Origin of the sequence: Streptomyces sp. AHU1, assembly GCF_045343905.1 — a bacterium.
Classification (GTDB): domain Bacteria; phylum Actinomycetota; class Actinomycetes; order Streptomycetales; family Streptomycetaceae; genus Streptomyces; species Streptomyces triticiradicis.
This window is the reverse complement of the sequence record NZ_CP174283.1, coordinates 756,388-780,896: the sequence shown is the minus strand read 5'-3', so window position 1 is coordinate 780,896 and position 24,509 is coordinate 756,388. Positions and strand designations below refer to the sequence as shown.

Below are 24,509 nucleotides of genomic sequence, written 5' to 3'. Positions count from 1 at the left end.
GGCGCGGTCGACGGGCCGGTTCCGGTGCGGTCCGTGCAACCAAATCCATGACCGTCATGTCGTACATGGCAGGCAACCGAGAGCCGCGAGTTCAAGGGGGAACCATGCGTACGAGACGATCCATGGCGGTGCTGGCCGCCCTGACGATGGCCGGTGTGGGCGTGGTCGTGGCCGCACCCGCACCGGCGGGCGCGGCCACGGCGGCGGTCACCTGTCCGACCGGCTGGGGCAGCCTTCCGAAGACGGCGGCGGACGCCGACGACGGTTCGCTGACCGACATCAGGACCGGACGGCACGATTGCTACGACCGCATGGTCTTCGACGTGCCCACCGCGGGCACCACGGGGATCGGGTACACCGCGCACTACGTCGACGCCTTCATCCAGGACCCGTCCGGCATCCGCATACCGGTCTCCGGCGGGGCGATCATCGAGATCCTGGTGTCCGCCCCCTCCTACGACCCGGAGACCAACACCGCGACCTACCCCGGCCGGGGCGGCCAGCCCCTTCCGGGCGTCGACCTGACCGGCTACCGGACCTTCAGGGACGCGAAGTTCGGAGCCAGCTTCGAGGGGGTCACCCAGGTGGGACTCGGGGTGCGGGCCCGCCTGCCGTTCCGGGTGACCCAGCTGTCCGGCCGCCTGGTGATCGACGTCGCGCACAGCTGGTGAGGAGCCGGTGAGGGCGGTGTCCGGCCTGATCGCGGGGTGTGGGAGCCGTGGCGACCGCCGCGGCTCCCACACCCGGCTTCCGCCACGAAGGGACCGGACCGCGGCCCGATCCCGTCCAGGTCTGCCGCGAGAGCGGTGACAACTGCTGCTGTGAGTGCCGATGCCACCGGCTGCTACCTTCCGGAGCCATGACCGACAACGTGTACGTGGGCAATGCCGGCAAGGACGCGGCGCTGGACCGGGGATGGCTGCTGGGACATTTCAAGGACGCCTCGGATCCCCGTCACAGCGAGGACGTGGAGATCAAGTGGGGCGTCCACCCGCGGGGCGACGAGCGGGCCCAGTGGGTCACCGGCGAAGAGCGTACCGCCCTGTTGGTCCTCGTCAGCGGGCGCTTCCGAGTGGAACTGCCCGGGCGCAGTGTTCTCCTGGCCGAGCAGGGGGACTACGTCGTGTGGGGTCAGGGCGTCGATCACTCCTGGTTCGCGGAGGAGGAGTCCGTGGTCCTGACGGTTCGCTGGCCTTCCGTCCCCGGCTACAAGGTGACCGATCGAGGTGACTGATCAAGGTGACCGATGAGGATGATTCCGCGATCCCGCGTCGGCGCGGGATCGCGCGGTTCTCGTGACAGGCCCTGAGCTTGTTCCTCATGCTCCGGACGACGTCCCGGAGACGATCGCCGGACGGGTGGTCGTCGGACATGAAGAACGGTCAGCGAGCCGTGAGCGCCTCGTCGGTCAGGCTCAGGTGACGTCGGAAGGCGTCGCGCCCCTGGTCCGTCAGCCGCACGACGCGGGAGCCTTCGGCCGGCACGAGCCAGGACTCCTGAACCGCGTGGTGGAACAGGGCCGCGGCGACCGCGCCCGCCAGGTGCAAGCGCCGCTCCGTCCAGTCCAGGCACGTGCGTACGTGTGGTTCCGTGTCCTGGGTGATGCCCGTGTCCGTGAGCCACGCGGCGCCCGAGGGAGTGAGGGACGGGCCGGACTCCCAGTCCAGGAATCCCCGTTCGGTCATCGCGTCGGTGATCGCCACGGACAAGGAGCCGCCGAGATGGTCGTAGCAGATGCGGGCGAAGGCCATGGCACAGTGCCGGCGGGCAGCGACGAGCGAGCGGACCGGAACGGGTCGCCGCGGTGCCCGGGCGGCGAGGGCTTCGATCATCTCGGCGACGGCGGGGTCCGCCAGGCGCACATGGCGGTGCCGGCCCTTGCGCTCCTCGGCCGGCAGGCCGCCGGTCACCAGCCGGTTCAGGTGGCTGGTGACCGTGGACGGTGCGATCCCCGCGAGCTGTGCCAGTTCCGTCGCCGTCCACGCGCGGCCGTCGAGCAGCGCGAGGCAGAAAGCGGCGCGGGTGCGGTCGGCCGGCAACGCCCCCAGGGCGGCGAGGTCCGGTTCTTCGGCGTACGTGTCGGGGCTGATCACAGCACCATTGTCGTCGGCCGACACTTCGACGCCCATCGAAACGTCCCGCCCCTAACGTCTTGAGGCATGACGACTGACACCCACCGAGTGGTCCGGCCGAGCATCCTCCACTTCGGTACGCCCGTGGTCCTGCTGACCACCGAGAACGACGACGGCACGTTCAACCTCGCCCCGATCTCCTCCGTCTGGGCGCTGGGGCAGCACATCGTCCTGGGCCTGGGCCGTGAGAGCCGGACCGCGCGCAACCTCGCGGCGCGCTCCGAGCTGGTGGTCAACGTGGCCTCGCCGGAGCTGTGGGAGCAGGTGGAGCGCCTGGCACCGCTCACCGGGGCCGACCCGGTGCCCGAGAGCAAGCGCGCGGTGTACCGGTACGAGCCCGACAAGTTCGCCGCGTCCGGGTTCACCCCGGCCGGTTCCCACATCGTGAAGCCGCCACGGGTCGCCGAGTGCGCCCTGCAGTTGGAGGCACGGGCCCGTGCACTGACACCGGGCGGAGCAGGGCTCTTCTTCAGTGTCGAGTGCGACGTACTGCGCGTACACGCCGACGAACGCGTCGTCGTGCCGGGCACGCACCACATCGACCCCGCTCTCTGGAGCCCGCTCATCTACAACTTCCGCCACTACCACGGCCTGGCACCGGAGGTCGGCCACGGCTTCCGCTCGGAAACGGCGAACACGACGACCCGTGCCGCATGACGAGGACCGCGGCACCCCCACCCGGACGCGAGACGCTCACCGGCCGCCGCGAGGAGGTGGGGCCCGCGTCGCAGGGCCCGGGTGGCGTCTTTCGGCGGGGCGCCGCGTCGTGTCAGTGCGGGGCCAGGACGCAGAACTCGTGGCCCTCCGGATCGGTCAGGCACGTCCACGGCACGTCACCCTGGCCGACGTCGAGGTCGGCGGCGCCCAGGGCCCGCAGCCGGGCCACCTCCGCCTCCCTGTCGTCACCGGGGTACGGCAGCAGGTCGAGGTGGACGCGGTCCGGCACGGTCTTCACGTCGGGCGTGCGGAGGAACTCGAGGTAGGGACCGACGCCGTCGGCCGAGCGCAGCGTCGCGTGATCGTCGGCCACCTCGTGCAGGGTCCAGTCCGTCGCCTCACCCCAGAACCGGGCCATGGCCCGCGGGTCCGCGCAGTCGACCACCACCGCGGCGATCGGCCCGGTGTCCCGGTAGACCTCCCGGGGTTCCAGCACGCAGAACTCGTTGCCTTCCGGGTCGGCGAGGACGGTCCACGGCACCTCGCCCTGGCCCACGTCGACGGGCGTCGCGCCGAGAGCCCTCACACGCTCGACCAGCTCCGCCTGATGCGCCGCGGAAGTGGTGGCGAGATCGAGGTGCACCCGGTTCTTCGTCGTCGTTCCGGGCTCCGGCACCGGAACGACGTCGATGCCCACGGCGACCGGGTGCGGCCAGATGAGGCCACCGGAAGGCCCGACGTAGGTGCCCACGCCGGGACTGTAGGCGGTCCAGCCCAGCGCCTCCGCCCAGAACCGGCCGACCGCCGAGCTGTCGAGAGCCTTGACGATCACGTGAACAGGTCGCAGTGCCATGCGGGCGATCCTATGCACGTGCCCTGCGGCGACGCGCTGCCGCCGAGCGGGGGGAACGTCCCGCCCGCCGGTCGAGAACCCCGTCCGCCGGTCGAGCACCTCGCCCGCGGCGCCGGCCGGCATACGCTCCGAGGCAGGAGTCTCGAGGTCTGCCGCCGGGCGGCGCCCGGTATCCGGACGACCGCGGTTCCTCCGTCGAGATCCACCGTGGTCCGGTTCGGCGGCGCTCCGTCCTCGTCGTCGCGCAGCAGCAGGGCGGACTGACGTTCCTTGTGGGGGTCCGACCCGGGCGTGCGCCTTTCCTCGGTGGCGAGTGCGCGTTCGCGACGCGCCCGTACGGTCAGGTGATGTGACGCACCACGTAGGCGGTACCCACCCTTTCCGCCTCGGAGGAGTCCGCCTGGATCGTGAGACTCGGTTCGGCCGTGGTGAAGTCGAACCGGTTCGTCATCGTCCGCGCGCAGTCGACGCGCTCGGCTTTCCTGGCGGTGCCCGAGACGGCCGTGAAGGTGACCGTGCCCTCTCCCGCGCATGCCACCTCCACCCGCAGGGCGGTGCCGGACTCGACGGTGTCGTCCACGTTCTGTCCGGGTATCGCGAGGGAGCCGGACGAGACCAGGCCTTCGTCGTCCGAGGCCCAGGGGTCCGTCCTGTCGAGCAGGTCGCGGGCCTTCTCGTCCAGCCGCTCCTGGCCGGACCGGGATGCCGGCTGCGCCGTGGGCGCGGCGGCGGAGCCCGTCGCCTTCCGGGACTGCGGCGCCTTCGGTGTCGCGGGCGAGCCGGAACAGGCCGTTGCCGTGCCGGTGAGCAGCACGACGGCAGTCAGAGCTTTGCCGGCATGGCGGACGAAGCGGTACACGAGATCCCCCCGGAGTGCACTCGGAAGTCGGCAAGCGTACGGCGAGCCCTGTCGTACGTCGATGTCGGCGGGTCGTTCTCGGACAGCACGGAGGCCGATCCGAGTCCCCTCCACCCACGTGGTCACGGCCGCGGTGGCGACGAAGTCCGCTTCACAGTAAGAGTCCTGGGAGAGTGTCAGGTCCATCATGCCTGCTCGGAGGCGTTCGCGGTAGGACGGAGCGCACGTCCGTTCGGTCTTGGCACGGGCACTGTCCCGCCCGCAGACTCGTCGTCATCCACTCACCGGCATGCGTGCCGGCACCCGTATCGGGCTGCCGGTGCGTTCGTCGTGCTGCCTCGTCGTGTGACGGGGCGGACCGGGAGTGGCGGAACGAAGGGGGATGGACCGATGGATCAGGACATCGTCATGCGGGCGAGGGTCATGCTGCTGAGCACCAACCGGCGGGTGGTGCGTGGCGTCGAAGGGCTGTGGATCTACCGGACCCTGACGCGGGTCGATCCGGAGGCGTACGGGTCGAAACTGGCGTACGTCCTGGTGGAGGCGAGCACCTCGCCTCTGGTGCGGGACCTGCCCGAGCAGCGGATGGCCCTGCTGGACGAGGCGGTGGCGGTGGCGACGGCCCTGAGTCCCGCGAACCCGTTCCGGGACAAGGTGCTGACGATGGCGCTGGTCGCCAAGCGGCGCGAACTTGGGGGGACTTCGGCGTCGTAGGGAGGATGCGACACTCGCCCTCTCCGCCGTTCCGGCCGTTGTCCGGCAAGCCGGGTGGTCGGCAGGGCGGGACGTCAGCAGGGCAGGTCGACGGTCACGGCGGCACCGCCCGCGGAGTTCTCCGCGTGCGCGGTGTCGCCGTGGGCGGTGCCCGGGAAGCGGCACGGCCGCCCGCGTCACTTGCCGCTTTCCTCCGCGAGGGTATGGGCGACGAGTGCGTTGGCGTGTCCGTGGCCGAGTCCGTGTTCGGCCTTGAGCCAGGCGACGAGCTCCATGTGCTTGGTCAGGGGCGAGGCGCGGATCAGTTCCTTCCAGTCGGCGATCGGGCGGCCGTACTTCTTCTCGATCGACGGGAAGTAGCTCGCGGGTCCCTTTGCCGGTGCGGTCATCATGATCTCCAGTCGGTGGTGCCGGGCGGTCGGTCATGTGCGGGAACTGCCCGTGCCCGCATCAGGTGGGCGACGCCTGCGGCCGGTCGCGACGGTGTCGCCGGTGCGTTTCCCTCAGCTTCAGAACTAGACGGTGTAGTACTTGCTGCGTCCTGGGGGTTACGGTAGCCATGACAGAACTAGACTGTCCAGTACTTGTCGAGGGAGGTGGCATGGAGGCCAACGCGCAAGGTCCGCAAGGCCGGTCGGCCCGCAAGCACCAGGCGATCATGGAGGCCGCGACCCGGGTGTTCATGGAAAAGGGCTACTCCGGCACCAGCATGGACGACATCGCCAAGGTGGCCGCGGTCTCCAAGCAGACCGTGTACAAGCATTTCGCCGACAAGGAGAAGCTGTTCACGGAGATGGTGTTGGCGACCACGGACCGGGTGGATGCGATGATCGACATGGTCGCCGACATCCCGGCTGACGCCGCGTCCCTGACCGAGAACCTCAACCTGCTCGCCCGCCGTTTCCTGGGTGCCCTCACCCAGCCCCAGGTCCTCCAGTTGCGCCGTCTCGTCATCGCCAACGCGGAAGCGTTCCCCGACCTGGGCACCGCCTGGTACGAACGGGGCTTCGAGCGGGTCCTCGCCACCCTGGCGGCCACCTTCCGGAGACTGGCCGACCAGGGGTTGCTCCACATGGACGATCCGCTCCTGGCCGCGAACCACTTCGCGGGCCTCCTGCTGTGGATCCCGGTGAACGAGGCGATGTTCACCGGCTCGCCCCGGCACAGCGAGGCCGACCTCGACCACTACGCGGCGGCCGGCGTCAGGGTTTTCCTCGCCGCATACCGTTGACCACCCTGCCCGGCGGTCCGCGCGGATCAGGGCTGACCGCCGGGCAGAGTGAGCTCCGTGCGGCACGCGAGCCAGGCGTCGGGGCTCAGCGAGTCCTGGAGCCTGGCGAACAGGGCGAGCAGTTCAGGTCCCCACTTGTCGCGGAACGCGGGGTCGATGTCGGCGAGATCCAACTCGTTGGCGGCCGACAGTTCGGCGAAGTCCCGGCGCGCCTGCGGTTCAAAAACGCCGGACCGGCCGGTGAACCTGTCGTGGAGGGCGGCGTCGGCCCGGCCGAGTGCCGGGTAGGTGGCCTTCCGGTCGCATGAGGCGTACAGGTACACGACGGCCTCCGCCTCGACGCCGATCACCGCCGCGAGATCGTCGCGGCGGTCCAGTGGGAGCAACGCGGTGGCGAAGCCGTCCGTGCCGTAGAACGCGTGGCACAGGCCGGCGAGTTGGAGAGCGGGACGGGCGTTCCAGGCCGCGAGCCGTGTCCGTGTGCGCTGGAGGTGGGACAGGAGGGTGCCACCGGGGTGGGCGATGTCCTCGGCGCCGAGCCGACGCAGCAGGGCGACCGCCTGATCGGTCGCGGCGGGGAAGGCGGGCATGGCGTCCGTGTCCCTTCGGTGACGGTCCGGTGGGTGCCCGCACGGGGCCTTCGCCGGCACGGAGTTGCACGAAAGCGTCGTACGGAAGCGTCGTGCGAAGGCACCGTACGGATGGCCGTCCGTGCCCGCCGACGATCCTCCGGCACCCCGGAACCCCGGTCAATCCTGGGAAAACGCTCCATGTGTCCAAGATGCGGCTTGGGTCTCGCCGAGGATCGACACCTCTCGCCGGCCCGCTACCGGGACGGGTCGGTGTCGTAGTCCTGCCGGGCCCGTTCGACCTTGTCCAGGTTGGCGGCGGCCCATTCGGCGAGGTGCGCGAAGAGGGGGGCCAGGCTGCGGCCGAGCTCGCTGATCTCGTACTCGACCCGAGGGGGGACTTCCGGGTGGTACGTGCGGACGACCATGCCGTCGCGCTCCAGCTGCCTCAGCCGCTGGGTCAGCACCTTCGGCGTGATCGTGCCGATCAGTCGTTCCAGCTCGACGAAGCGGAGCCGGCCGTGCGTGTTGAGGGTCCACAGGATCGGGGTGGTCCACCGGCTGAACACGATGTCCACGACTCCGCTGGTCGGACAGGCGAGTTGGGGGTCGGTCGCAGCGGCCGTCCAGTCGGTGTCGCCGGCCATGCGCACCCCTCGGGATAGTCACTTTCCTCTAGGTACCTACTATATCGACGCTGTTAGCGTCCCCGTGTCGCCCGGAGAGCAGTCGTCCGCGGCGGTCCCCCCCCCGCTTCGGGTGGGTCAACCATGCTGAATCGACACGGGAGTTGTTCATGTTCGTAGTGACGGGGGCAACCGGCAACGTCGGCCGGTCGCTCGTCCGGGTCCTCGCGGCGGCAGGGGTGCGGGTGACCGCCACCTCCCGGAGGATCTCGGGCACGGATGTGCCGGAAGGGGTCGCGCACACACGGGCGGACCTGGCCGATCCCGAGAGCCTTCGGCCCGTGTTCGACGGAGCCGACGCGCTGTTCCTGCAGAACGGAGGCCCCGGCGCGCACTTGTTGAGCCCACGGGACATCCTCGACGTCGCCAAGGCCGGCGGTGTCGGACGAGTCGTCCTGTTGTCCTCCCAAGGAGTCGCGACCCGGCCCGAGTCGGTGTCGCACGGGGACACGGCGCGCTCCATCGAGGACGCCGTCCGCCAGTCGGGCATGACCTGGACGATCCTGCGACCCGGAGGCTTCGACTCCAACGCGTACGCCTGGGCCGAGTCGGTCCGCGCCCGAAGGACCGTCGCCGCGCCGTTCGCCGACATCGGCCTGCCGACGATCGACCCGGACGACATCGCCGAGGTCGCCGCCGTGACCCTGCGGGAGGACGGCCACGCCGGGCAGTTCTACGAGTTGACCGGACCCGCGCTCAACACGCCCCGGCAGCGGGCCGAAGCGATCGCCGACGCACTCGGTGAACCCGTCCGGTTCATCGAGCAGACCCGCGACGAGGCCCGCGCGCAGATGCTGCGGTTCATGCCCGAGCCCGTGGTCGAGACCACGCTGGCCATCCTCGGCGACCCCACCCCCGCCGAGCGGCGCGTCAGCCCCGATGCCGAGCGGGTCCTCGGCCGCGCGCCCCGGACGTTCGCCGACTGGGCCCGGCGGTACGTCGACGCGTTCCGGTGAGACCGCTGCTTCCGGCTCCGCCCCGGCCCCGGCCCGGCACCCGTCCCTCGGCCGTTCGAACGGTGGCCTGTCAGTGGGGCTGGCTACCCTTCGGGCATGACTGAGGGCCTTGGACAGCTGTCCTTCGACGCGGGGGACGAGGCGGCTTCCGTGCCCGTTCCGGGATTGCGCCACATCGACGGCTGGCTCGGTCCCGACGCGTGCCGGGAGATGCTCGCGTCGATCGAGAACGAGGCGTGGTCGACGGAGCTCAGGCGACGGGTCCAGCACTACGGCCACCGGTACGACTACGGTCGGCGCTCCGTGGCGGCCCCTCGGGCGGCGGCCGCCGCACCGCCCCTGCCGTCGTGGGCGCTCCAGCAGGCCGCGCGGCTGGCCCGGGAAGGGATCATGGACCAGCGGGCGGACCAGGTCATCGTCAACGAGTACCAGCCGGGCCAGGGCATCAGCGCTCACGTCGACTGCGTGCCCTGTTTCGGACCGGTCGTCGCCGCGATATCCCTCGGCTCCGGCTGCGTCATGGACTTCACCCACCCCGAGGAGGGGAGGAAAGTCTCCGTGCGTCTGGCTCCCGGCAGCCTGTGCGTGATGACGGGGCCGGCCCGGTACGACTGGCGCCACGGCATCGCCGCCCGCAAGAGCGACCCGGAGGGCGGGGGCAGGGTCCCTCGCGGCCGACGGGTGTCGGTGACGTTCCGTACCGTCCTCGGCCCCGCCTGACGATGGCCGCGAGGCCGGTCACCGGGCCGGTCGCCGGGCCGGGCCGCGGATTCAGACGCCGCGCGCGTCGGCCAGGACGGAGGCCTGTTCCAGCATGCGGGTCGGCTCCCGGCCGTCGGCCCAGGAGTCGTTGAAGGACGGTACGGATTCCACGTGGGGGCCGAACCGTCTGCGGATCGCTTCCAGCAGTACCGCCATGGCCTGTACTTCGAGGTTCCGGTCGCCGCCCGACTCCTTGCGGATCGCGCCCTGTGAACACAGGGAGCCGTATTCGTCCGTCAGCGTCCCCGCGCACCAGCCGTCCGTCCGCAGCCGCAGCGATGCCCGGTGCAGGAGTGCCGCGACGGGTGTGGTGTCCGGGTCGGGACCCGGGGGAGTGGTGAGGGGCAGCACGGCGGGAGCCGGTGGAGCGCCGATCCGGGTCCAGTCGACCGGAGGCGTCTCGATGTGCGCCGTGTTGACCTCGTAGGCGACGGCCGCCAGCGCGAGACGGGCGTCCATCTCCTCTTTGACCGCGGCCAGACGGGCTTCCAGGCCGTCGCCGGGAGGTGTTGGAGGCGCGGGAGGTCCGGCAGGCCGCTCGGGCTTCGCGGCCGCGGGCGGGGCGACGGCTGCTGCGGATGCGGATGCGGATGCGGATGCGGATGCGGATGCGGATGCGGCTCGGCGGGCGGCGACGGCGTACGGCGTGAGGGACTGCATGGTGAATGGGTTCCTGGCGCGCCCCGCTTTCAGCGCCGCCGAACGGGCGGTACCGGGAGCGGGGCGGCAGGGACCGCGGTACGGGCGCGTGGGTCGGCCGCGGCACGGTCAGGTGCCGGACGGCCCGCCCACGGCACGGTCGGCCGAGGCCGGGCGCTCCGGGGCGGCGGGTTCGGCTGCCGTGCCCGGCCCCCTCCGCCCGGTCACGCGGGTGCGCTCAGTCCGCCCGCCAGTACCCGAGCGCGTTGACCCGCTGCTTCGGGACCGACAGCTCCTTGCGGACGTGCGCCGACAGCGCGCGCGTGGTCGCCGTGTCGCACGCGATCCACACGTAGGGCTGGGGGCAGTCCTTCAGCAGTTCGGGCAGGCCCGCCTTCACCTCGTCGACCAGATGGCGTCCGGCGTCCCGGCGCGCCACCTGCCGTACGTCGTGATGCGCGGCGGTCCGGCAGGGCAGGCCCTCCAGGCTGCCCTCGAACCAGATCGTCGCGGGGATCGGGCCCAGCGCGGTGAGCAGGGAGTTGAGGGCGGGCAGGGAAGCGGCGTCGGCCACGGCGATGACGTGCGAGGGTTCGGGTGCGGGGTGTTCGAAGCCCGTTCCCTGGACCGTCGCCTCGATGGTGTCGCCTGGCTTCGCCGCCCTGGCCCAGTCGCTCGCGCGTCCCTCGTGCAGGGCGAACTCCAGGCTGAAGGTACCGGCCGCCGGATCGGGGTCGACCAGGGTGTACGCCCGCTGGTGGGGCTTGCCCGCGTTGTCGAACCACAGCCGCACCCACATCGTGGGGTGGACGCCGGTCACCGCCAGCATGCCGCCGTCGGTGAAGCGCACCCGTCGGTACTCCGCGGTGACGTCCTCCGAACCCGTCATGGTGAACACGTAGTCCTTCGCGCGCAGGAGTTTGAGAACCGCGCCTTCCCAACCCCGCCCTTGCGCCTGCCCCATGACCTCTTCGCCCTTCGGTACGACCGCATCTCGGTAAATAGTTAGGCGAGCCTAACCTAATATGACCGGGTGGCGCACAGGAGGGTCACAGGAAGCCGCCGGGGCGCGCACGCGACCGGCCGAACGAGGGAGACCGATGTCCGACACATACGCCACGCGCACGGCCCTGCACGAGCAGCTCGTCGAGGGATACGGCACCGTCCGCGTCCTGCCCCTGGACGCCGGGCTCGACGCTCCGGTGGTCCACGGCTGGGTGAACGCGGACCGGGCCGCCTTCTGGGGCATGAGAGACCTGACCGTGGATCAAGTCGCCTCTACGTACGCCCACATGGAGACGCTCGACACCCACCACGCACACCTTCTCGTGAAGGACGGTGAGCCGGTCGCGCTGCTGCAGACGTACGAGCCGACGGCCGACCGCGTCGGTGAGTGCTACCCGGTCGAACCCGGTGACATCGGAGTCCACCTGCTGCTCGCGCCGGTCGGGCCGGGTGGTGGGCGTCCCGGCTGGACCACCGCCCTGCTGAGCGCGGTGGCGTCGTACGTCCTGCTGGGCCTGGACCGCGAGCGCGTCGTGGTCGATCCCGACGTACGCAACGAGAAGGCCATCGCCCGCTTCCGTCGTCAGGGATTCACCCCGGGCCCGGTGGTCGTGCTGCCGGAGGTCGACCTGCCCGACGTGTACCTCCCCGAGAAGCGGGCCCAACTCGCCTTCTTGGCCCGGGAGACGGTTTTCCCGGAGGGGATTCCGGACGCCCCTGCCCGCCGGCGGCCGGTAGGGGTGAACGGCCTCTGACGCGTGTGACCGCGCCGCAGGTGCTGACCGGAAGCGGAGTCCCGGCACTTCTCGCTGTCGTGCGTCACCCGTCGGCGAGGCGTTGGATGGTGGTGCTCAGCCAGGCCTGGAGATCGGCGGGGTCGCCGAGTTCGGAACGCAGGACCCGGCGGCGGGTCGAGACGCCGAGCACGAAGGCGTCGATCGCCGCGGCCCGACTGCGGGCGTCCGCGTCGTCCAGGCCGCTGTCGCGCAGGTAGCGGTGCAGCGGTTCCAGCGAGTGCGCGTCGAGGAAGGCGGCCAGCGCCTCCGCCGCCTCCGGGCGTTCGCCGGAGGCGCGCTGCAGCACGAGCAGCGGATCCTCTCCGGGTGCGCCGAACCAGCGCTGGACGATGCTCGCCGCGAGGCGCGGACCCAGCGTGGAACGGTCGCCGTCGAAGGAGGTGGAGACCGGGATCTCCACCTGGGTCGCCGCCAGGAAAAGGCCGTCCTTGCCGCCGAAATAGCGCGTGATGAGGTTGGGCGACACCCCGGCCGCGTCGGCCACGCCTTTGACCGTGATCGCCGCGTACCCGTGCTGGGCGAACTGGCGTCGCGCGTGTTCCAGGATCCGCTGTCTCGTGGCAGCCGCGTTGCGCGAAGTCATGTGTACGAGCATACACATCATATGTACGCTGATACACATGGATGACGAGACGCGGGAACGACTCCGGCGGACGCGGCGTGTCGCGACCCCGTGGAGCGAGGACGGGACGCGCGGCATCGGTGGCGCCCACCTCGACGAACTGCTCGAACGCTGGACGAACGGGTACGACTGGGGCGTGCACGAGCGCCGCATAGGCGAGTTCCCCTGGGTGACGGTGCGGGCGGGCGACATCGACCTGCGTGTGATCCACCAGCGGTCCGCGAGTCCCGGCGCTCCGGTCGTCGTGCTGCTGCACGGCTGGCCGGACTCGGTGCTGCGGTTCGAGCGTGTCCTGCCTCTGCTCACGGACGTGCATGTGGTGGTTCCCGCGCTGCCGGGCTTCCCGTTCGCGACCCCGCTCACCACTCCCGGTATGTCGGTCAACCGGATCGCCGGGATCGTCGCGGACGCCCTGGACGAACTCGGTCACCCGCGGTACACGGTGTCCGGCGGCGACGTGGGCGGTACCGTCGCGGAACTCCTCGCCGCCGAACACCCGGACCGGGTGGCCGCCCTGCACCTCACGAACGTCGCCCCGCAGCGTGCGCTCACGGCGGACCCGGCGAAGCTCGCGCCCGACGCGGCGGCCTACCTCCGCCGGTCGGCGCAGTGGTTCCGGACCGAGGGCGGGTACATCGCGGAGCAGTCGACGCGGCCGAACACGCTCGCCGTCGCACTCGGCGACTCACCCGCCGGCCTCGCGGCCTGGATCATCGAGAAACTGGAGTCCTGGTCCGACGAGTCGGCCTTCACTCCGGACGAACTTCTCACCTGGGTCACCGCCTACTGGGTCACCGGCACGATCGGCACCTCGTTCACCACCTATGCCGAACCGGCCGCCCTCCCCGACCGGATCGACACCCCGACCGTGCTCTCCGTGTTCCCGCGCGACATCAAACCGGAGCCGCGAAGCTACGCCGAGGCGTTCCTGAACGTCCGCGACTATGTGGAGCACCGTGCCGGCGGCCACTTCGCGCCCTGGGAACAGCCCGAGGCCTACGCCGCCGACCTGCGCCGTGCGGTCGAGCTCGGCGGCTGAGACGGAGCTCGCAGATGCTCCGCCCGACGCCGTGCGCCCGGACCGGCCCATGGCACGGTGGCCGCCCTGCCATGGATGTCCGTGGTCATGGCACTAGTTCTCGATGTCCAGGGCCGTCCCGTACAACCGCTCCACCCGCAACCGGATGACGATCCTGCGCTCGGCGACGAGTTCCTCGAGGAACGCCTCCTCGTCCGCGGGCCGCGCCGCCGCGGGGATCATCTCGAGCAGTTCCCGTCCGACGGCGTCGCCGGGAACCGTCGTCGGTCCGGAGGCCTCGGCCGTGCCCTCGGCGACGGCGAACGACCAGACGTCGCTGCCCTGCACGTGCAGGGCGGCGTGCGGGTCGTGCTTCAGGTGCTTGGCCTTGACGCGGTCGGCCGTGGTGGACATCCGTATGACGCGGGCGGTGGGATCCCAGTCGTAGAGCATGGTGGTCAGGTGGGGGTGGCCGCTCTGCCTGACCGTGGCGAGGGTGCCGAACCGCTGCTCGCCGAGCAGGGCCGACAGGGCCTCGTCCGACAGGGGGCGGGGTGCTGGTCCTTGAGTCATGGCAAGGTCAACTCCGTTGAGCGGCAGGGTATTTCCCCTCGCGCCCGCACAGGGCCGCCCCGGATTCCTATGGCACGCACAGGCCGCTGACACGGTATCCCGAAGTGTTGACGAAATCGTCAGGGTTATGGTCAACGAAAATCACGGACACAAGCCGCGTACCCGGGCCGCCCACCGTTCCCGCCGGTGGTTCATGAACAAGGCCCTGCTCACGGGCGGCGTCTCCGCCGTCGCGGTCATGGGCGGCTGGGCCGCCTCCTCGGCCGGCGCCGAGGAGGCGGGCTCCGCGGACGCCACGGCGAGCGCGTCCCCGTCGGGCCCGCCGCCCGGCGGCGGCTTCGGCCGGACGATCGCGTACGACGACTTCGTCGGCGTCACCACGGACGGCACCGTCCTCGGTGATCTGTACGCCGTCCACTCCACCGGTGTCTCCACCGTCCCGGTGGTCCGCGCGGCCCAGGCCTTCGTCGCCTCGCTCACGGACGAGCAGAAGGCGGCCACCCTCTTCGACGTCGACTCCGACCAATGGCTCGACTGGACCAACGTCGACTCCGACGACCGTGACGGGGTCGCCCTGCGCGATCTGACCGAGAAGCAGTACGCGCTCGGCACGAGGCTGCTCAGGGCGGCACTGTCGGCCCGCGGTCTCCGCCAGGCCAACGACATCCGCAAGCTCAACCAGTTCCTCGGGGAGTACGAGGGCGACACCTCCAAGGCGCTCAACGAGGACGCCTACTGGTTCACCGTCATGGGCACCCCGTCGGCGACCGGGGCCTGGGGATTCCAGTTCGAGGGACACCACCTCGTCATCAACTACTTCGTCCTGGGCGACCAGGTCGTGATGACCCCGACGTTCATGGGCTCCGAGCCGACGAAGGTCACGTACGAGGGGAAGGACTACCACCTGTTCCGGGAGGAGACCCTCGCGGGCCTCGAGCTCCTCCGCTCCCTGGACGACGCACAGCTCGCCCGGGCGCTGTCCGCGAACGAGAAGTCCGGCACCGACCTCATCGCGGGCGCCGGCCAGGACAACGCGGTCGTCCCGTACGCCGGGGTCAAGGGCTCGTCCCTGAACCGCCGCCAGCGGAGGCTGCTGCTCGATCTGGCCGGGGTGTACGTCGGCTACCAGGACGAAGGGCACGCGCGGGTACGGCTGCGCGAGATCGAGAGGCATCTCGACGACACGTACTTCCACTGGATCGGCGAACACGACGACGACTCGGCGTTCTACTACCGCGTCCACAGTCCCGTCGTACTGATCGAGTACGACGCCGAGTCCCCGCTCGGGTACCACGAGAGTGGCGGCGGCACCTCGGCCTCCCCCTCCGCCTCCGAGCCCGCCTCGGCCTCCGCGTCCGCGAGCGCGGGACCCGGTGGACCGGGCGGTCCCCAGGGCACCCCGACCCAGCAGCACATCCACACCATCATCCGCACGCCCAACGGCAACGACTACGGAGTGGACCTGCTCAAACTCCATCTGGAAACGGACCACTGACGACGTTTTCGCTCCTCCGAGCTGCATGTTTTCACAATCGTCACGAGATCGTCACGAGTGCTGCACGGAGTGCTTTCCTTCTGCGAAACTCGCAGCTCACCACATGACCGGGCGCGGATCCCGCCGCGGCGCGAAACGGCTGCCGAGGCGGGTCCGTGCTGTCACGGTCGCCTGCGAGACGAGGCCGCGACGCCCCTGGCGCGCGCGGCCCGACTGAAGGAGAAACACCACATGGGCAAGCGCGTAGCGCTGTCTGTCGCCGCCGCGTTCGGGGTCGTCGGCCTCGTGGCACCGGCGGCTCACGCCGACGGCGGCTACGGTGACACCGAGATCCTCGGTGTCACCGTCAACCACGGCTCGGACGTCGTCATCGGCACCACCGCCGCGAAGACCTTCGACGTCACGATCCACGCCTACGACGACTGGGGTCTGCTGTCGGCGGACACCACTCTGGAGGGTCCCGGCGCCGGCTACGCGAGCGACGAGACCATCTGCGAGACCGACAGCGAGTGCACGCACTCGTTCACCTTCGATCCCCGGGTCGACCTGTACAACGACCAGGCGGGCACCTGGTACGTGGGTTCCTGGGTGGACGCCCTCGACGACGACTACCGCTGGGACGACCGCATCGACAGCTTCCACCTCAAGCGCGCGAGCACGCTGACGGTGAACGCGTCGCCGGAGCCGGTGACCAAGGGCAGGACCATCACCGTCACGGGCACGCTCAAGCGCGCGAGCTGGGACGACTACAAGTACCACGGCTACACCGGGCAGTCGGTCAAGCTCCAGTTCCGCAAGAAGGGCTCCAGCACCTACACCACCGTCAAGACGGTGAAGACCAGCAGCACCGGCACCCTGAAGACCACGGTCACCGCCTCCACCGACGGCTACTGGCGCTGGAACTTCGCCGGCACCACGACCACCGGCGCCAAGGCGGCCACGGGTGACTACGTCGACGTGAAGTAGGACCGGCACGAGACGTTCGTGCGGCTGTCCCCCCGTCCGGCCGGACGGGGGGACAGCCGTGTCGCGTGGCGCGGAACGCGGTCCGCGCGGCACCCTGGTCAGGCCAGTGTGACCTCGACCGGCAGCTTCTTGATGCCGTTGACGAAGTTGGACAGGACGCGGGGCGCGTCGCCGGCCAGCCTGATGTCGGCGATCCTCGGGATCAGCTCCTCGAACATGATGCGGATCTCGGTGCGGGCGAGCAGGTTGCCCAGGCACAGGTGGGGGCTGCCCTTGCCGAAGGTGATGTGGTCGTTGTTGGTGCGCGTGACGTCGAAGTCGTACGGGTTGCCGAAGACCTCCTCGTCACGGTTGCCGGAGGCGAACCACATGACCACCTTGTCGCCCTCCTTGACCTGCTTGCCGCCGAGCTCGACGTCGCGGGTGGCGGTGCGGCGGAAGTGGTAGACGGGGGAGGCCCAGCGCAGGAACTCCTCGACCGCGCCCGGGATCAGGGACGGGTCGTCCTTGAGGCGGGCGAGCTGCTCGGGGTGCTGGAGGAGCGCCAGCATCGAGTGCGAGATGGTGTGGCGGGTGGTCTCGTTGCCGGCGACGACCAGCAGCAGGAAGTAGTTGTCGAAGTCCTGCGCGGACAGCGGGATCCCGTCGCGCGGAACGGTGTTGACCAGCTTGGAGACCAGGTCCGTGCCGTTGCCGCCGCGGCGCTGGCGGGCCAGCTCGCGCCCGTACTCGAAGACTTCGAGGGAGGCGGGCGAACGGAACGGCAGGTCGCGGTACTTGTCGCTCTCCGCGCTGTGCAGGAGCACGTCCGCGTAGTCGGGGTCGGTGTTGCCGATGATGCGGTTGCCCCAGTCGATGAGCTGCTGGTTGTCCTCCGGCGGCACGTCGAGCAGGCGGGCGAGCACGTTGATGGGGAAGTCGGCGGAGACGTCGGCGACGAAGTCGAAGGTGCCCTTGGCCAGGGCCGCGTCCAGGGTCTGCGCCGTCAGCCCGCGCAGGAAGTCGCTGTAGCTGTTGATGACGCTCGCGCCGAACTGGCGCTGGATGACGCTGCGCATCGCGCGGTGGCGGACGCCGTCGAGCTCCAGGATGGACGCCCGCTTCTTGATCTGGTCGTCGTCGAGCTCTTCGAGGTTGACGAACTTCGAGGAGGTGAACGTCTCCGCGTCGCGGTCCACGGTCGCGATGTCCGCGTGCCGGGTGACCGCCCAGAAGCCGGAGTTGGGGGCCTCCTCGGGCTGCCAGTGCACCGGGTCCTCGTGGCGCAGGGTGTGGAACATCCGCCACGGCTTGATGCCGTCGGCGAAGTTGTCGAGGTTCGCGAGGTCGACCTCCTCGAGCGGCAGCGGCTCGGCGAGGGCGGCGCGCAGTTCGGCCGCGGTGGTGGGCGTGGCGGGAACGGTGGGGCTGGTCATGGTGGTTCTCCTGGGTCGGGCTTCGAGGGGATCAGAGGTGGTAGGCGTACTCGGTGAACTCCCAGTCGGTGACGTGCCGCCCGAAGCGCTCGACCTCGTCCCGCTTGTAGGTCAGGAAGGACGTGGTGAAGTCCTTGCCGAGGATGTCGGTCAGGGCGGTGTCCGCCTCCAGGGCGTCCAGTGCGGCGGACAGGCTCGTGGGCAGCAGGGCGGAGCGGGCGGTGTCGTAGCCGTAGCCCTCCAGCGGGGCCTCCGGCTCCTCGCCGGCCTGGACGCCGAGCAGGGCGGCCGCGATGGTTCCGGCGACCAGCAGGTAGGGGTTGGCGCTGGCGTCGCCGAGCCGCAGTTCCAGGCGGGCGCCGGAGCCGCGCTCCGGCGGGATGCGGACCATGGCGCTGCGGTTGTCGAGCCCCCAGTCGATCAGCCAGGGCGCGAGCGTGTCGGGTCCGAAGCGCTTGTACGAGTTCACGGTCGGGTTGGCGAGCGCGGCGAGCGCGGGGGCGTGGGCGAGGATGCCCGCGATGGCGTGGCGGGCCGTGGCCGACAGGCCGTACGCGCCCGACGGGTCGTCGAAGGCGTTGCGGCCCTCGGTGTCCTCGCAGGACAGGTGGAGGTGGAAACCGGAGCCGCCGGCGTCGCCGAAGGGCTTGGCCATGAAGGTGGCGAGGTTGCCCTCCTTGCGGGCGAGCTCCTTGACGGCGGCCTTGAAGCGGAAGGCGCGGTCGGCCGCGTCCAGGGCCGAGGAATGGGTCAGGTTGATCTCGTACTGGCCGCCGTCGAACTCGTGGTTGCCGGTGACGACGCCGAGGCCCAGGTCGCGCAGTGCGCGCAGGGTGCGGAGCAGGTGGTTGCCCGGGTCGGCGCGCAGTCCGGCGGTGTAGACGGCGCCGGTGGTCTCCGGGGCGCGGCGCCAGCCGGTGGGGGTTTCGGGGGCGGGCTCCAGCAGGAAGTACTCCAGCTCGGGGCCGACGACGGGGCGCAGGCCCTGCTCGGCGCACCGGGCCAGGACGGTGCGCAGCAGGTCGCGCGGTGATTCGGGGGCGGGGGCGGAGGTCGCCGGGTCGGTGACCTCGCCGAGGCAGGTCGCGACGCCGGGCTCCCACGGCAGTACGGCCGCCGTGGACAGGTCGGGGCGTACGGACACGTCGGGCAGGCCGGCGTCCAGGCCGCCCGCGACGGGGACCACGTCGCCCTGGGGGGTGGTGTGGTAGACGGCGCGGCAGAAGGCCAGTCCGTGCTCGCAGGCCGAGGGCAGGTGGTCGAGCAGGACGTCACGGGCGCGGTCGGTGCCGATCAGGTCGGGATAGACGACCCGGACCACGTCGACGCCCTCGGCGGCGAGCCGCTCCATGTGCCGGCGGATGTCTGGGGTGTCGGATGCGCTCACCGTTGTCTCCTTGGCGGAAGGGTGGATGTCCCCGGGGACTGAGGCGCCGGGGACGCGTGGTGTGCAGAGAACGGGAGCCGGGGTGCGGGGGAGCCGGGGATGTCGTTCGGATCAGCCCGGGTCTGCAGGGCCTGGCGCGGCCCTCGCGGCCTTGTCACCTCACCCGGGCACACGTCCCGTACGCGGATGAGGCTCCGCGTCCGCGAGGCGCCGCACCGGGCCCTGCGGCCTGGTCCGGACTGCCCCGGACGACACCCCCGGGTCGGACCCCGAGTCGGTCGTTTGAATCCGAACGGTATGAGCCGGGGTCTGGCCCCGCAAGGGGGTGACGGCAAGAATTTATCCACCTGGACAGGTATTGACCAGGGTCGAACGGCTTCCTATGTTGTTTGAAGCCAAACGAGTCAGGGATGCGGCTCCGCATCCCTTTGGCCGAGGGGCCCGGTCCGACACCGGTCGGGCCCCTCTCTTCCCCCTTCTCCCTGCTCAGGCGCCCGTATCCCCAGGAGGACCGGCCATGAAGGTCGTCGTCGACATGATCAAGTGCCAGGACCACGGCCAGTGCGTCTTCGCCGCCCCCGACGTCTTCTCGATGGACGACGCCGGCCACCTCGCCTACGTCTCCGATGTGGACGAGGCACTGCGCGACGAGGTCGAGGAAGCCGCCGACGTGTGCCCGCTCCAGGCCATCCGGATCGAGGGCTGAGGGCCATGACCGGACGCGTAGTCGTCGCGGGCGCCTCGATGGGCGGCCTGCGGGCCGCCGAACAACTGCGCGCGGCGGGCTGGACCGGCGCCGTCACGGTCGTCGGCGACGAGCCGCACATGCCCTACAACAGGCCGCCCCTCTCGAAGGAAGTCCTCGCGGGCAAAGCCTCGTTCGAGTCCCTCGCCTTCACCCCGAAGGCCGCCGCGGCCGACGTGGAGTGGCGGCTCGGGACGCCGGTCGTCACGGCCCGCCTGGACGAGCGCGTCGTCGAACTCGCCGACGGCGAACGGCTCTCGTACGACGGACTGGTCGTCGCCACCGGAATGCGCCCCCGCCGGCTCCGGTGCCCCGGCCCGCTCGTCGGACGCCACACCGTCCGCACCCTCGCCGACGCCCAGATCCTGCGCGACGCGCTGATCCGGCCCGGAGCACGGGTGGTCGTCGTCGGCGCCGGATTCATCGGCTGCGAGGTCGCCGCCACCGCCGTCGGCCTCGGCGCGGCGGAGGTCACGGTCGTCGATCCGCTGCCGCTGCCCATGGCGGGACCGCTCGGCGATCTGCTGGGCGGCGCGCTGCTCAAGCGGCACGAGGAGCGCGGAGTGCGTTTCGTGCTCGGAGCCGGAGTCGCCGGGTTCGAGGGCGACCAGCGGGTCACCGGAGTCGTCCTCGGCGACGGAACGGTGCTCCCGGCCGACGTGGTCGTGGAGTCGGTCGGCTCGGTCGCCAACACCGAGTGGCTGGACGGCAACGGCCTCGACCTGTCCGACGGTGTCCTCACCGACGAGCACCTGCGCATCGGCGGACGGCCCGAGGTCGTCGCGGTCGGCGACGTCGCCCGCTTCCCCAACGCCCGCTACGACGGCGTACCCCGCCGGGTCGAGCACTGGTCCATCCCGACCGACACCGCCAAGCACGCCGCCAAGGTCCTCGCCGCCCATCTCGGCGGCACCGAAGCCGAGTCGACCCCGTTCGCCCCGCTGCCCACCTTCTGGAGCGACCAGCACGAGTTCCGGCTCCAGTCCTTCGGCTCGCCCCTGCTCGGCAAGGACGACGTGCGGATCCTCGAAGGCGACCCGGACGGCGACGTCGTGGTCGGCTACCACACCGGCGACCTGCTGGTCGGCGTCGTGGCCCTCGGCGGCCAGTCCGCCGCGATGCGCGCGGCACGCTACCGCGCCCAGCTGCTCAAGCAGCCCGCCCTCACCGCGTAACGAAGCCTAAGGAACCCCAAGTGACCAGTGTCCGTGGATTCTTCCACCCCAAGACGGCGACCGGTGCCTCGTCGCTCGTCCCCTCGCCGCCGTGGCTCTACTCGGGCGACCTGCTCACCGTCGAGTACCGCACGGACCCCGCCCGCGTGCGTGAACTGCTCCCCGAACCGCTGGAGTTGGCCGACGAGGACCCGGGCGCGGTCGCGCTGATCTGGGCCGACTGGCAGTCCTGCTCCGGCTCCGCCGAGGAACTGCTCGACCCGGTCCGCGCCCAGTACAAGGAGGCCTTCGCGGTCGTCCGCTGCCAGTACCGGGGGCAGACCTACAGCCGCTGCGTCTACATCTGGGTCGACAAGGACTTCGCGATCGCCCGCGGACTGCACCAGGGCTACCCGAAGAAGCTCGGCTCGATCCACCAGACCCGCCCGCACCCCTACGGCCCGGCCCCGCGCATCGAGGCCGGCGCCCGCTTCGGCGCCACCCTCGCCGCCGCCGACCGGCGCCTGGCCGAGGCCGTGGTCACCCTGCGGGAGCCGTCCGAGACCAACGGCTTCGTCAACGGCCACCCCATGGCCCACCACCGCTGGCTGCCCTCCGTCGAGAAGGGCAGGGGCCTCGCGCTCGACGAGCTCATCGAGACCGGCGCGGCCTCCTTCGAGGCCGGACAGGCCTGGGTCGGCGACGCGGACCTGACGCTGTTCGAGGCACCCACCGAGGAACTGGCCCGCCTGGAGATCCGCGAGCCGATCGCCGCCTACTACCGGCAGGTCGGCGTCGTCTGGGACGGCGGACGCCTTCTGGAGTCCGGCACCTCCGGCGCCGAGTGACCCCCGTACCCACCACAGGACTTGGAGTCCGGACATGACCGAGCACACCCTCACGGTGGCCGGGGTCGCCGTCGACACCCGGCACTGGATCGGCGGCGAACGCATCGCCTCCGCCGAGACGTTCACCGATGTCTCGCCGATCGACGGCAGCGTCATCGGTGAGATCTCCCGCGGCACCGAGGCGGAGGCCGCCGCGGCCGTGGCCGCAGCGAAGGCGGCCTTCCCCGGCTGGGCCGCCACCCCCCGTGCCGAACGTGCCCGCGTCCTCCACGCGATCGCCGACGGCGTGGAGAAGCGGATCGAGGACCTGGCGATCGTCGAGACCACCGACAACGGCGCCCTGCTGCGCTCCCACCGCCGGGGCGTGATGCCGCGCGTCGCCCACAACTTCCGCTTCTTCGCCGACTGGCTCCTGAACCTGGAGCACGGGGACTTCGAGACCCGCGGCCACACCAACCACGTGTCCTGGGACCCCGCGGGCCCCTCGGTGCTCATCACCCCGTGGAACGCGCCGCTGATGCTGTCGACCTGGAAGGTCGCCCCGGCCCTCGCGGCGGGCAACACGGTCGTCCTCAAGCCCGCCGAGTGGACCCCGCTGACCGCGTCCCTGCTCGCGGACATCGCCGCCGAGGCCGGACTGCCCGCCGGCGTCCTCAACATCGTCCAGGGCTACGGCTCCGAGATCGGCGACGCCCTCACCTCGCACCCCGACGTGCGCCGCATCAGCTTCACCGGCTCCGTGCCGACGGCCAAGCGGATCACCGCGTCGGCGGCCGCGAACCTCACCCCGCTCAGCCTCGAACTCGGCGGCAAGTCACCCCTGTTGGTCTTCGCGGACGCCGACCTCGACCTCGCCGTCGACCTCGCCGTCGAGCAGTACGACAACGCGGGCCAGGTCTGCCTCGCCGCCACCCGCATCCTGGTCGAGGAGTCCGTCGCCGAGGAGTTCACCCGCCGGTTCACGGAGAAGGCCGCGACGATCGTGCAGGGCGACCCGCGCGACGAGGCCACCGACATCGGCCCCAACATCCACGAGCGCCAGCTGGAGAAGATCGACGGCTTCGTGCGGCGCGCCCTCGATGCGGGCGCCCGCGCGGTCGTCGGCGGCCGGCGCGGAGAGGGCCAGTACTACGCGCCGACCCTGCTCACCGACGTCGCCCAGGACTCGGAGATCGTCCAGGAGGAGGTCTTCGGCCCCGTCCTGACCCTCCAGACCTTCACCACCGAGGAGGAGGCGGTCCGCCTCGCCAACGACACCCGCTTCGGGCTCGCCGCCACTCTCGCCACCGGCGACCGGGACCGCGCGGCGCGCGTCACCGAACGGCTCGTCGCCGGGACGGTCTGGGTCAACTGCTTCTTCGTGCGCGACCTCCAGGCGCCCTTCGGCGGCTCCCGGCACTCCGGCGTCGGCCGCGAGGGCGGCACCTGGAGCTTCGACTTCTACTGCGACCTGAAGAACACCGTGACCGCGCCGAAGGGTTGGAAGGACCATGGGTGAGATCGTCGGGGCGGGACTCCTCGCCCATGTCCCCACCATCGTGCTCCCCGAGGAGATCCGGCTGGAGCTGAACGAGGGCAAGGAGATCACCCTCGTCACCGGCCTGGAGGAGCTGCGCAAGGACGTCTTCGAGCGCGACGACTACGACACCGTCGTGGTCCTCGACTCGCACTGGGCGACCACCGTCGAGTTCGTCGCCACCGCGCAGGACCGCAGGGCCGGCCTGTTCACCTCCGAGGAACTGCCGCGCGGCATGAGCCGGATGCCGTACGACTATCCGGGCGACCCCGAACTCGCGCACAACATCGCGAGGTTCGCCGACAAGCACGGCACCTGGATCACCGCGATCGACGACGCCTACTTGCCGGTCTACTACGCCACCATCAACCTCTGGAAGTTCCTCGGCGAGGGGCTGCCCGACAAGCGGTGGGTGACCATCGGGGTGTGCCAGACCGGCGACATGGAGGACCACCTCCGTCTCGGCCGGGCCCTCGCCGACGGCATCGCCGCCACCCCCGGCCGCCGGGTGCTGCTGATCGCCTCCGGCGCCCTCTCGCACACCTTCTGGCCCCTGCGCGAACTGCGCGACCACGAGTCCAGCGACCCGGCGCACATCTTCACCCCCGAGGCGCGCGAGGCCGACCTGGAGCGCATCGCCTGGTTCAAGGAGGGCCGTCACGACAAGGTCCTCGACACCATGGACGAGTTCTGGAAGTACAAGCCCGAGGCGAAGTTCTTCCACTACCTGATGATGGCCGGCGCCCTCGGCGAAGGAGCCTGCGTCGCCACGGCCCGCCAGTACGGCGCGTACGAGAACTCCATCGGCACCGGCCAGGTACACCTCTGGTTCGACCGTCCGGCCGACGGCTGGACCGGCGCGGGGACCCCCGCGGCCGCCGCACCCCACAACCCGCACCGTCGAGCCTAG

The 24,509-nt window shown here is 70.9% G+C and carries 28 protein-coding genes and 1 pseudogene; 16 read left to right on the top strand and 13 right to left on the bottom strand.

Features of this window, described 5'->3' with window-relative positions:
• Window positions 1-104: 104 nt before the first annotated feature.
• Both ACICHK_RS03685 and ACICHK_RS03680 read left to right on the top strand, forming a co-directional pair.
• A complete protein-coding gene (locus ACICHK_RS03685; protein ID WP_406835647.1) occupies window positions 105-671 on the top strand; it encodes a hypothetical protein in 567 nt (188 codons plus the stop codon).
• Window positions 672-859: 188 nt separating this feature from the next.
• A complete protein-coding gene (locus ACICHK_RS03680) occupies window positions 860-1,234 on the top strand; it encodes a signal peptidase I (RefSeq protein WP_406835646.1) in 375 nt (124 codons plus the stop codon).
• A 148-nt stretch (window positions 1,235-1,382) separates the two neighbouring features.
• Here the strand turns inward: ACICHK_RS03680 and ACICHK_RS03675 are convergent, their stop codons facing one another.
• The gene (locus ACICHK_RS03675; protein WP_406835645.1) at window positions 1,383-2,093 is read right to left on the bottom strand and encodes an ArsR/SmtB family transcription factor; all 711 of its coding nucleotides are present in this window, start codon (window positions 2,091-2,093) and stop codon (window positions 1,383-1,385) included.
• Window positions 2,094-2,159: 66 nt separating this feature from the next.
• On the opposite strand from ACICHK_RS03675, the gene ACICHK_RS03670 reads away from it, so the two are divergent.
• Window positions 2,160-2,789 carry a flavin reductase family protein gene (locus tag ACICHK_RS03670; protein ID WP_406835644.1) on the top strand — a complete coding sequence of 210 codons (630 nt, stop codon included), beginning with the start codon at window positions 2,160-2,162 and terminating at the stop codon, window positions 2,787-2,789.
• A gap of 112 nt (window positions 2,790-2,901) precedes the next feature.
• On the opposite strand, the gene ACICHK_RS03665 is transcribed toward ACICHK_RS03670, so the two are convergent.
• The 3 genes and pseudogenes from ACICHK_RS03665 to ACICHK_RS03655 all read right to left on the bottom strand — a co-directional run bounded on the left by ACICHK_RS03665 (window position 2,902) and on the right by ACICHK_RS03655 (window position 4,501).
• Window positions 2,902-3,642: a VOC family protein gene (locus ACICHK_RS03665; protein ID WP_406835643.1), complete on the bottom strand. Its 741-nt coding sequence runs from the start codon at window positions 3,640-3,642 to the stop codon at window positions 2,902-2,904.
• 167 nt (window positions 3,643-3,809) lie between these two features.
• Window positions 3,810-3,914, bottom strand: a pseudogene (locus tag ACICHK_RS03660) (DUF6191 domain-containing protein); the annotation flags it as partial.
• A 68-nt stretch (window positions 3,915-3,982) separates the two neighbouring features.
• Window positions 3,983-4,501, bottom strand: a complete 519-nt coding sequence (locus ACICHK_RS03655; RefSeq protein ID WP_406835642.1) for a hypothetical protein — start codon at window positions 4,499-4,501, stop codon at window positions 3,983-3,985.
• Between the two features lie 390 nt (window positions 4,502-4,891).
• Between ACICHK_RS03655 and ACICHK_RS03650 the strand changes: the two genes are divergently transcribed.
• Window positions 4,892-5,215, top strand: coding sequence for a hypothetical protein (locus ACICHK_RS03650; RefSeq protein ID WP_406835641.1), 324 nt, complete (start codon window positions 4,892-4,894; stop codon window positions 5,213-5,215).
• 176 nt (window positions 5,216-5,391) lie between these two features.
• Here the strand turns inward: ACICHK_RS03650 and ACICHK_RS03645 are convergent, their stop codons facing one another.
• Window positions 5,392-5,604 (bottom strand): DUF4287 domain-containing protein, encoded by a 213-nt coding sequence (locus ACICHK_RS03645; RefSeq protein WP_151473379.1) that lies wholly within the window; start codon window positions 5,602-5,604, stop codon window positions 5,392-5,394.
• A gap of 212 nt (window positions 5,605-5,816) precedes the next feature.
• Here ACICHK_RS03645 and ACICHK_RS03640 point away from each other — a divergent pair, with 212 nt between their 5' ends.
• Entirely contained in the window at window positions 5,817-6,446 is a 630-nt protein-coding gene (locus ACICHK_RS03640) for a TetR/AcrR family transcriptional regulator (protein ID WP_406835640.1), read from the top strand.
• Between the two features lie 26 nt (window positions 6,447-6,472).
• Here ACICHK_RS03640 and ACICHK_RS03635 read toward each other — a convergent pair whose 3' ends face one another.
• Both ACICHK_RS03635 and ACICHK_RS03630 read right to left on the bottom strand, forming a co-directional pair.
• A complete protein-coding gene (locus ACICHK_RS03635; protein WP_406835639.1) occupies window positions 6,473-7,036 on the bottom strand; it encodes a DUF6817 domain-containing protein in 564 nt (187 codons plus the stop codon).
• Window positions 7,037-7,272: 236 nt separating this feature from the next.
• Entirely contained in the window at window positions 7,273-7,662 is a 390-nt protein-coding gene (locus ACICHK_RS03630) for a helix-turn-helix domain-containing protein (protein ID WP_151473381.1), read from the bottom strand.
• A gap of 149 nt (window positions 7,663-7,811) precedes the next feature.
• Between ACICHK_RS03630 and ACICHK_RS03625 the strand changes: the two genes are divergently transcribed.
• Both ACICHK_RS03625 and ACICHK_RS03620 read left to right on the top strand, forming a co-directional pair.
• The gene (locus tag ACICHK_RS03625) at window positions 7,812-8,657 is read left to right on the top strand and encodes an NAD(P)H-binding protein (protein WP_406835638.1); all 846 of its coding nucleotides are present in this window, start codon (window positions 7,812-7,814) and stop codon (window positions 8,655-8,657) included.
• A gap of 96 nt (window positions 8,658-8,753) precedes the next feature.
• Window positions 8,754-9,377: an alpha-ketoglutarate-dependent dioxygenase AlkB gene (locus ACICHK_RS03620; RefSeq protein WP_406835637.1), complete on the top strand. Its 624-nt coding sequence runs from the start codon at window positions 8,754-8,756 to the stop codon at window positions 9,375-9,377.
• 51 nt (window positions 9,378-9,428) lie between these two features.
• Here the strand turns inward: ACICHK_RS03620 and ACICHK_RS03615 are convergent, their stop codons facing one another.
• Both ACICHK_RS03615 and ACICHK_RS03610 read right to left on the bottom strand, forming a co-directional pair.
• Entirely contained in the window at window positions 9,429-9,878 is a 450-nt protein-coding gene (locus ACICHK_RS03615) for a hypothetical protein (RefSeq protein WP_406835636.1), read from the bottom strand.
• Window positions 9,879-10,296: 418 nt separating this feature from the next.
• A complete protein-coding gene (locus ACICHK_RS03610; RefSeq protein ID WP_406835635.1) occupies window positions 10,297-11,022 on the bottom strand; it encodes a siderophore-interacting protein in 726 nt (241 codons plus the stop codon).
• A gap of 136 nt (window positions 11,023-11,158) precedes the next feature.
• Between ACICHK_RS03610 and ACICHK_RS03605 the strand changes: the two genes are divergently transcribed.
• The gene (locus ACICHK_RS03605; RefSeq protein WP_406835634.1) at window positions 11,159-11,818 is read left to right on the top strand and encodes a GNAT family N-acetyltransferase; all 660 of its coding nucleotides are present in this window, start codon (window positions 11,159-11,161) and stop codon (window positions 11,816-11,818) included.
• A 64-nt stretch (window positions 11,819-11,882) separates the two neighbouring features.
• Here the strand turns inward: ACICHK_RS03605 and ACICHK_RS03600 are convergent, their stop codons facing one another.
• A complete protein-coding gene (locus ACICHK_RS03600) occupies window positions 11,883-12,443 on the bottom strand; it encodes a TetR/AcrR family transcriptional regulator (RefSeq protein WP_151473387.1) in 561 nt (186 codons plus the stop codon).
• Window positions 12,444-12,480: 37 nt separating this feature from the next.
• Here ACICHK_RS03600 and ACICHK_RS03595 point away from each other — a divergent pair, with 37 nt between their 5' ends.
• Window positions 12,481-13,521: an epoxide hydrolase family protein gene (locus tag ACICHK_RS03595; RefSeq protein WP_406835633.1), complete on the top strand. Its 1,041-nt coding sequence runs from the start codon at window positions 12,481-12,483 to the stop codon at window positions 13,519-13,521.
• A 93-nt stretch (window positions 13,522-13,614) separates the two neighbouring features.
• On the opposite strand, the gene ACICHK_RS03590 is transcribed toward ACICHK_RS03595, so the two are convergent.
• Window positions 13,615-14,073, bottom strand: coding sequence for a pyridoxamine 5'-phosphate oxidase family protein (locus tag ACICHK_RS03590; protein WP_406835632.1), 459 nt, complete (start codon window positions 14,071-14,073; stop codon window positions 13,615-13,617).
• Between the two features lie 127 nt (window positions 14,074-14,200).
• Between ACICHK_RS03590 and ACICHK_RS03585 the strand changes: the two genes are divergently transcribed.
• On the top strand, window positions 14,201-15,568 hold the full coding sequence (locus ACICHK_RS03585; RefSeq protein WP_406835631.1) for a DUF3500 domain-containing protein: 1,368 nt from the start codon (window positions 14,201-14,203) through the stop codon (window positions 15,566-15,568).
• A gap of 231 nt (window positions 15,569-15,799) precedes the next feature.
• The gene (locus ACICHK_RS03580) at window positions 15,800-16,534 is read left to right on the top strand and encodes a calcium-binding protein (protein WP_406835630.1); all 735 of its coding nucleotides are present in this window, start codon (window positions 15,800-15,802) and stop codon (window positions 16,532-16,534) included.
• Between the two features lie 98 nt (window positions 16,535-16,632).
• On the opposite strand, the gene ACICHK_RS03575 is transcribed toward ACICHK_RS03580, so the two are convergent.
• The gene (locus ACICHK_RS03575) at window positions 16,633-17,949 is read right to left on the bottom strand and encodes a cytochrome P450 (RefSeq protein ID WP_151471894.1); all 1,317 of its coding nucleotides are present in this window, start codon (window positions 17,947-17,949) and stop codon (window positions 16,633-16,635) included.
• Window positions 17,950-17,980: 31 nt separating this feature from the next.
• Window positions 17,981-19,336 (bottom strand): glutamine synthetase family protein, encoded by a 1,356-nt coding sequence (locus ACICHK_RS03570; protein ID WP_406835629.1) that lies wholly within the window; start codon window positions 19,334-19,336, stop codon window positions 17,981-17,983.
• Between the two features lie 517 nt (window positions 19,337-19,853).
• Here ACICHK_RS03570 and ACICHK_RS03565 point away from each other — a divergent pair.
• From ACICHK_RS03565 to ACICHK_RS03545, 5 genes are read left to right on the top strand one after another with little or no spacing between them, the layout of a single operon-like run.
• Window positions 19,854-20,042 (top strand): ferredoxin, encoded by a 189-nt coding sequence (locus tag ACICHK_RS03565; RefSeq protein ID WP_037622194.1) that lies wholly within the window; start codon window positions 19,854-19,856, stop codon window positions 20,040-20,042.
• 5 nt (window positions 20,043-20,047) lie between these two features.
• Window positions 20,048-21,256 carry an NAD(P)/FAD-dependent oxidoreductase gene (locus tag ACICHK_RS03560; protein ID WP_406835628.1) on the top strand — a complete coding sequence of 403 codons (1,209 nt, stop codon included), beginning with the start codon at window positions 20,048-20,050 and terminating at the stop codon, window positions 21,254-21,256.
• Between the two features lie 20 nt (window positions 21,257-21,276).
• Window positions 21,277-22,083: an acetoacetate decarboxylase family protein gene (locus ACICHK_RS03555; protein ID WP_406835627.1), complete on the top strand. Its 807-nt coding sequence runs from the start codon at window positions 21,277-21,279 to the stop codon at window positions 22,081-22,083.
• A gap of 34 nt (window positions 22,084-22,117) precedes the next feature.
• Window positions 22,118-23,581 (top strand): aldehyde dehydrogenase, encoded by a 1,464-nt coding sequence (locus ACICHK_RS03550; RefSeq protein ID WP_406835626.1) that lies wholly within the window; start codon window positions 22,118-22,120, stop codon window positions 23,579-23,581.
• Window positions 23,574-24,509 carry a 3,4-dihydroxyphenylacetate 2,3-dioxygenase gene (locus ACICHK_RS03545; RefSeq protein WP_406835625.1) on the top strand — a complete coding sequence of 312 codons (936 nt, stop codon included), beginning with the start codon at window positions 23,574-23,576 and terminating at the stop codon, window positions 24,507-24,509. The genes ACICHK_RS03550 and ACICHK_RS03545 overlap by 8 nt, the downstream gene beginning before the upstream one ends.

Excerpts from the sequence above, each read along its gene's own strand:
- ACICHK_RS03565 (WP_037622194.1), top strand. The coding sequence starts at position 19,854 with ATGAAGGTCGTCGTCGACATGATCAAGTGCCAGGACCACGGCCAGTGC.
- ACICHK_RS03610 (WP_406835635.1), bottom strand. The coding sequence starts at position 11,022 with ATGGGGCAGGCGCAAGGGCGGGGTTGGGAAGGCGCGGTTCTCAAACTC.
- ACICHK_RS03650 (WP_406835641.1), top strand. The coding sequence starts at position 4,892 with ATGGATCAGGACATCGTCATGCGGGCGAGGGTCATGCTGCTGAGCACC.
- ACICHK_RS03625 (WP_406835638.1), top strand. The coding sequence starts at position 7,812 with ATGTTCGTAGTGACGGGGGCAACCGGCAACGTCGGCCGGTCGCTCGTC.
- ACICHK_RS03575 (WP_151471894.1), bottom strand. The coding sequence starts at position 17,949 with ATGACCAGCCCCACCGTTCCCGCCACGCCCACCACCGCGGCCGAACTG.
- ACICHK_RS03605 (WP_406835634.1), top strand. The coding sequence starts at position 11,159 with ATGTCCGACACATACGCCACGCGCACGGCCCTGCACGAGCAGCTCGTC.
- ACICHK_RS03585 (WP_406835631.1), top strand. The coding sequence starts at position 14,201 with ATGGTCAACGAAAATCACGGACACAAGCCGCGTACCCGGGCCGCCCAC.
- ACICHK_RS03645 (WP_151473379.1), bottom strand. The coding sequence starts at position 5,604 with ATGACCGCACCGGCAAAGGGACCCGCGAGCTACTTCCCGTCGATCGAG.
- ACICHK_RS03640 (WP_406835640.1), top strand. The coding sequence starts at position 5,817 with ATGGAGGCCAACGCGCAAGGTCCGCAAGGCCGGTCGGCCCGCAAGCAC.
- ACICHK_RS03550 (WP_406835626.1), top strand. The coding sequence starts at position 22,118 with ATGACCGAGCACACCCTCACGGTGGCCGGGGTCGCCGTCGACACCCGG.
- ACICHK_RS03630 (WP_151473381.1), bottom strand. The coding sequence starts at position 7,662 with ATGGCCGGCGACACCGACTGGACGGCCGCTGCGACCGACCCCCAACTC.
- ACICHK_RS03615 (WP_406835636.1), bottom strand. The coding sequence starts at position 9,878 with ATGGACGCCCGTCTCGCGCTGGCGGCCGTCGCCTACGAGGTCAACACG.
- ACICHK_RS03665 (WP_406835643.1), bottom strand. The coding sequence starts at position 3,642 with ATGGCACTGCGACCTGTTCACGTGATCGTCAAGGCTCTCGACAGCTCG.
- ACICHK_RS03580 (WP_406835630.1), top strand. The coding sequence starts at position 15,800 with ATGGGCAAGCGCGTAGCGCTGTCTGTCGCCGCCGCGTTCGGGGTCGTC.
- ACICHK_RS03635 (WP_406835639.1), bottom strand. The coding sequence starts at position 7,036 with ATGCCCGCCTTCCCCGCCGCGACCGATCAGGCGGTCGCCCTGCTGCGT.
- ACICHK_RS03600 (WP_151473387.1), bottom strand. The coding sequence starts at position 12,443 with ATGACTTCGCGCAACGCGGCTGCCACGAGACAGCGGATCCTGGAACAC.
- ACICHK_RS03560 (WP_406835628.1), top strand. The coding sequence starts at position 20,048 with ATGACCGGACGCGTAGTCGTCGCGGGCGCCTCGATGGGCGGCCTGCGG.
- ACICHK_RS03595 (WP_406835633.1), top strand. The coding sequence starts at position 12,481 with ATGGATGACGAGACGCGGGAACGACTCCGGCGGACGCGGCGTGTCGCG.
- ACICHK_RS03680 (WP_406835646.1), top strand. The coding sequence starts at position 860 with ATGACCGACAACGTGTACGTGGGCAATGCCGGCAAGGACGCGGCGCTG.
- ACICHK_RS03545 (WP_406835625.1), top strand. The coding sequence starts at position 23,574 with ATGGGTGAGATCGTCGGGGCGGGACTCCTCGCCCATGTCCCCACCATC.
- ACICHK_RS03620 (WP_406835637.1), top strand. The coding sequence starts at position 8,754 with ATGACTGAGGGCCTTGGACAGCTGTCCTTCGACGCGGGGGACGAGGCG.
- ACICHK_RS03590 (WP_406835632.1), bottom strand. The coding sequence starts at position 14,073 with ATGACTCAAGGACCAGCACCCCGCCCCCTGTCGGACGAGGCCCTGTCG.
- ACICHK_RS03670 (WP_406835644.1), top strand. The coding sequence starts at position 2,160 with ATGACGACTGACACCCACCGAGTGGTCCGGCCGAGCATCCTCCACTTC.
- ACICHK_RS03685 (WP_406835647.1), top strand. The coding sequence starts at position 105 with ATGCGTACGAGACGATCCATGGCGGTGCTGGCCGCCCTGACGATGGCC.